The organism is Pauljensenia hongkongensis, from assembly GCF_001746855.1.
Taxonomy (GTDB): domain Bacteria; phylum Actinomycetota; class Actinomycetes; order Actinomycetales; family Actinomycetaceae; genus Pauljensenia; species Pauljensenia hongkongensis.
Genome location: NZ_CP017298.1, coordinates 932338 through 936986, shown reverse-complemented (window position 1 = coordinate 936986; position 4649 = coordinate 932338). Strand labels below are relative to the sequence as shown.

Annotated in this window: 8 protein-coding genes; 7 read left to right on the top strand and 1 reads right to left on the bottom strand. The window is 70.5% G+C overall.

All coding sequences use genetic code 11. From position 1 onward, the window contains the following. The 4 genes from BH719_RS03895 to BH719_RS03880 all read left to right on the top strand — a co-directional run. Positions 1-334, top strand: a 334-nt coding sequence (locus BH719_RS03895) for a hypothetical protein (protein WP_009743452.1), incomplete at its 5' end; no start/stop codon positions are given. Between the two features lie 35 nt (positions 335-369). Beyond that, on the top strand, positions 370-633 hold the full coding sequence (locus BH719_RS03890) for a hypothetical protein (RefSeq protein ID WP_009743451.1): 264 nt from the start codon (positions 370-372) through the stop codon (positions 631-633). Then, on the top strand, positions 633-926 hold the full coding sequence (locus BH719_RS03885; protein ID WP_009743450.1) for a hypothetical protein: 294 nt from the start codon (positions 633-635) through the stop codon (positions 924-926). Before BH719_RS03890 ends, BH719_RS03885 begins: the two co-directional genes overlap by 1 nt. 6 nt (positions 927-932) lie before the next feature. Beyond that, positions 933-1193 carry a hypothetical protein gene (locus BH719_RS03880; protein WP_009743449.1) on the top strand — a complete coding sequence of 87 codons (261 nt, stop codon included), beginning with the start codon at positions 933-935 and terminating at the stop codon, positions 1191-1193. 179 nt (positions 1194-1372) lie between these two features. Here the strand turns inward: BH719_RS03880 and BH719_RS03875 are convergent, their stop codons facing one another. Continuing rightward, positions 1373-1855, bottom strand: a complete 483-nt coding sequence (locus BH719_RS03875; RefSeq protein WP_009743448.1) for a GNAT family N-acetyltransferase — start codon at positions 1853-1855, stop codon at positions 1373-1375. A 305-nt stretch (positions 1856-2160) separates the two neighbouring features. Here BH719_RS03875 and BH719_RS03870 point away from each other — a divergent pair, with 305 nt between their 5' ends. The 3 genes from BH719_RS03870 to BH719_RS03860 form a co-directional block, all read left to right on the top strand. After that, a complete protein-coding gene (locus BH719_RS03870) occupies positions 2161-2658 on the top strand; it encodes a ribose-5-phosphate isomerase (RefSeq protein ID WP_050790657.1) in 498 nt (165 codons plus the stop codon). Positions 2659-2796: 138 nt separating this feature from the next. Next, positions 2797-3759 carry a DUF7973 family transport facilitator gene (locus BH719_RS03865; RefSeq protein ID WP_009743446.1) on the top strand — a complete coding sequence of 321 codons (963 nt, stop codon included), beginning with the start codon at positions 2797-2799 and terminating at the stop codon, positions 3757-3759. A gap of 49 nt (positions 3760-3808) precedes the next feature. Beyond that, on the top strand, positions 3809-4649 hold an 841-nt coding region (locus tag BH719_RS03860), incomplete at its 3' end, for an HAD-IIA family hydrolase (RefSeq protein WP_009743445.1).

The following is a 4649-nucleotide window of genomic DNA, read 5'->3' as shown; positions in this document are numbered from 1 at the left end:
CGCGGCCCGCGACGCGGCCGCCCGCCAGGAGTTCGACCAGCTCCGGCAGGCCGCCGAGCAGGCGGAGAGGGCGCGGGCCCTTATGGAGGTCCAGCCCCAGACGGTGCCCGAGGACCAGCTGATCCCCGTCGGCGAACTGCCCGCGCGGGCCGCCGGCGTCTTCAGCGCAGCCCACTCCCTCGTGGAGCGCGAGGCGATGCTCCGCCAGATCGAGGAGGCCGACGCCCGCAGGCGCGCCAGCAAGGCGCCGGCAAACCAGGGCCGCACCATCATGCTGGTCTGCGGGGCGCTGGGACTGTGCTACATCCTCCTCGGAGCGATCGGCGCCGTCTGAGGCGCCGCCGACACCCACTGACGAAAGGACCCCCAATGGCCTCCATGCTCGGGCAGCTGCGCGGCGAACTGGCCGACTTCCAATCCGACGCGACCAGGACGGGCCGCGAACTGGAGATCTACCTGAGGCGCTTCACCGTCCAGCAGGGCCGGATCAACGCCCTGATCGGCGGGTCCACGCGCCGCGTCGACGCCGAGTTGATCAACACCCTGGAACAGGCGCACCGCCAGCTCACGCACGCCATCATGGCGTTGGACGTCGTCGCGAAGTCGACCGGCGAGTACGCGGACTCCCTGTGATGGACGACCGGTCCCAAGAGGAGGAAAGGCGCAGGCGCCTCGCCGAGGCGAGGGGCTGCCTGTCCGACAGCGCGCACTACTCGGCCAGGGCGGTCAGCAGGCTCGACCTGCTGGCCTCGCAGCTGCGGGACCTGATGGCGGACATCGACGCGACCGTGGCGGGCTCCCTGACAGGAGCGGACGCGCGCCTGTACGGGGCTGCGAACGAGGTGCACCGACTGGTGCGGCGGGCCTGCGAGGCGGCGTCGACGGCCTCGCGCAGCGCCGAGCGCGACGCGTCGGAGCTGGGGTGAGGCGCCATGTCCGCTGTCACTGAGATCATCGCGCGCCTGCTGGTCATCTCCGAGGAGGCCGAGCACATCCTGGCGGCCCTGGACGGCGCCGACGCGGATCTGAACTCGGCCGGGCACTACGCGGAGCAGGCCGGGCGCGTCTCACCGCAGCCGTGCGGGGAGGCGGCCGCCGCACTGGCGGCCGAGGCGAAGCGGGACATCGCGTCGGCGCGCGGCGCCCTCTCGGATCTGCGGGCCGCCGCAGCCGGGTACGCGGGGACCCTGTAGGCCCCGCTGGCCTCAGCCGGAGGGGATCCTGTGGGCCCCGCCGATCGCAACCGCGACAGCGCGCTGCGAGCGCCCGCCCCCGCCGCGGGGGCCGAGGCAGTGCCAGCGCGCGCAAAGCCCGGAGCATGTTCCCCCGTCCCGTCGCCAGTGCCAGGGGCGGATGCCTCGTGCCGCAGGCCCTACGCGGCCACCCAGTCGTAGGCCTCCCTCGGGAAGCGCCCGCACACCATGACGGTCCCGCAGGGCTGGAATCCGAAGGACTCCAGCGCCCGGCGCATGGGAACGTTGTCGGCGTGGGTGTCGCAGCGCAGGTGGGGCGACCTCTCCGCGCAGAACGCGAAGGCCGCTCGCGCGACGCCCGTGCCCCTCACGGAGGCGAGGCGGTGGATGACGTGGTAGGGCGTCTCCGCCCGCCAAGCCCCGTCGATCGAGGCGTAATCGGATTCCGGGCCCGGACCGAAGGCGAACACCGCGAGCGGCCCCTCATCGTCCTCGACGAGGAAGCAGCGTCCTCGGGCGATGTCATCCTGGGCGTCGATCCTGCTCGGATAGTGGGCGGGCCACTGGTCGGCGTTCCCGTTACGGCGCATGAACGCGCGGGCGTGGTCGTAGGCGGACTCGATGAAATCCATGTCGTCGAGGCCCGCGGGCCGGATTCTCATAGGGACAGACTACGTGGCCGCGCCGACCGGAATGCAGTATATGACGGAACATTGTAGAGTAACCTCAGATGTTCCGCCGACGCCCCAGGTCCCGGCGCAGCGACCCCCGGAGAGGGCATGTCGCGTGCACATATGAGCGCCCTCCGTCCAGGCAGCATTCGCGCGCGCGCCCTCGTCGTGCTCCTACGTGCGCAGAGCCCGCAGTGAAATAGCACACCGACACAATGGACCCATCGCTCCCAGCAGCGGTCGGGGCCGGGAAGACTTCCCCACGCCCCGCGAGAACGATGGATGTGGAGACCAACGTGGGTTTCAGAATCGTAGTGGCAGCGGACAGCGCGGGCGTCGATTACAAAGAGATCCTCAAGAAGGACCTCGAGGCGGATCCCCGGGTCGACGAGGTCATCGACGCGGGACTCGCCCCCGGCGAGGACGTCGACTACCCCCATGTGGCGGTCAACGCCGCGCGGATGATCGCCGACGGGAAAGCCGACCGCGGGCTCTTCGTGTGCGGCACCGGAATGGGCGTGGCCATGGCCGCGAACAAAGTCCCGGGCGTGCGCGCCTCCGTCGCGCACGACTCCTTCTCCGTCGAGCGCCTCGTCCTTTCGAACAACGCGCAGGTCCTCGCCTTCGGCCAGCGCGTCATCGGCATCGAATTGGCCAGGCGCCTTGCCAAGGAGTGGCTCGGCTACGTCTTCGACGAATCCTCGCACTCGGCGCCCAAGGTCGCTGCCCTGCAGGACTACGACGCCGATCCCTCGCGCCCCGTGCCCGGGGCCCTCACAGCCCACAGGGCATAGTGGCCCTGCAGCTCCGCGCGCCGGGCCCCGCCGGGCCCGGCGCGCGGGCACTCCCAGGGGCGGCAGCCCCCGTGGCCGCGGAAGCGGCCCATCCCACCACCAACGATGGCAGCGCCATCCCTCTTCAAGGATGAAGGAATGACACCGGACTCAGTATTCACATTCGCAAGCAGTATGGACCTCTTCTGGCTCGTGCTCGCCCTGGCGGGCGGGGCGTTCGGCGCCATGATCGGCGCGAACTTCGCCTTCGCCTTCACGGGCGTGTCCATCCTGGTCGGTTTCGCCGTCGCGGCAACCACCGGGTCCACGATCTACCTCGACTACGTCGCCTTCGGCCCCGTCTTCGGCCCCCACATCGCGTTCGCCGGAGGCGTCGGCGCGGCCTCCTACGCGGCGCGGAAGGGCCTACTACCAGGGGGGGCGCGCGACATCAACTCGCCGTTGGCCGGGCTGGGCAGGCCCGACGTCCTCGTGGTCGGCGCGCTCTACGGCGTCGGCGGCTACGTCCTCCACAAGCTCATCGTCCTGATCCCGTGGTTCGGCGGGCACACCGACTCCGTGGCGCTCACGGTCGTCACATCCGGCATCGTCGCCCGCATCATGTTCGGCAAGACCCCCGTGTTCCACGCGCCCACGCCCCCGGAGGGCACCACGCGCTGGCTCGACTGGCAGGAGAAGCCCCTCCAGCTGCTCACGGTGTCCGGATTCGCCTCGCTACTCGCCTCGGGCACCGCCGCCATGCTGGTCGGGCACATCGCCCCGGCCTCTGCCAACCCGCAGGTCATCATCAACAACGCCCAAGTCGTCCCCTTCGCCTTCTCCTCCCTGTGCATCTTCTTCGTCGCCATGGGCATGCGGTGGCCCGTCACCCACCACATGACCATCACCGCGGGCCTCGCTGCGGTGGTCTTCTTCCAGATCACCGGATCGGGCCTTACGGCGGTCGCCATCGGCACCGTGTTCGGCATCATCGCCGGGTTCGGCGGCGAACTGCTCGCCCGCCTCTTCTACGCCCACGGCGACACCCACATCGATCCGCCGGCCGGCATCATCTGGATCATGAACACCGCAGTCGTGAGCACGGCCGCCCTGTTCTCGTGAGCCCAGCGCCCGTGGAACACCCAGAACGACAGCACGCGAAGGAGGCACGATGAGCGCCACCACAATGGCGGCTTGGGCCGAACGGCTCTACGACGCCTACATCTTCGACATGGACGGGACCATCTACCTGGGGGACCACCTGCTCCCCGGTGCCCGCCGCCTCGTCGAGGAGCTCCGCGCCCGCTCCATCCCGGTGCGCTACCTGACGAACAACCCGACCAAGGACCCGTCGCAGTACGCGGAGAAACTCAGCCGCCTCGGACTGCCCACCCCCGTCGAGGACGTCATCGGCACGGTCGCCACCACCACCGAGTGGATCCTGGAGAACAAACCGGGGCAGGTCGTCTACCCGATCGCCGAGCCCCCGCTCATCGACGCCTTCGCGCGCGCGGGCATCCCCATGAGCGAGGACCCCGCGCGCATCGACCTGGTCGTCGCCTCGTACGACAGGACCTTCGACTACGCCAAGCTCCAGATCGCCTTCGACGCGATCTGGTTCCACCGCCGGGCCTCGCTCATCGGGACCAACCCCGACCGGTTCTGCCCGTTCCCGGGCGGCATGGGCCAGCCGGACTGCGCCGCCGTCGTCGCCGCCATCGAGGCGTGCACGGGGACCCGGGCCGAGACCGTCCTGGGCAAGCCCAACCCGCAGATGGCCCGCACGGCGCTGCGGGGCCTCGACATCGACCTCGAGCGGGCCGTCATGGTGGGCGACCGCCTCATGACGGACATCCGGTTGGCCACCACCGCGGGCATGGCCTCCGCGATGCCGCTCACGGGGGAGTCCACCAGGGAGGAGGCCGCGGCGCTGCCCCCGCAGGAGCGGCCCACCTACGTCCTCGAGCGCGTCGACCACCTGCTGCCCCGCGGCATCTGGGACCAGCGCGGCT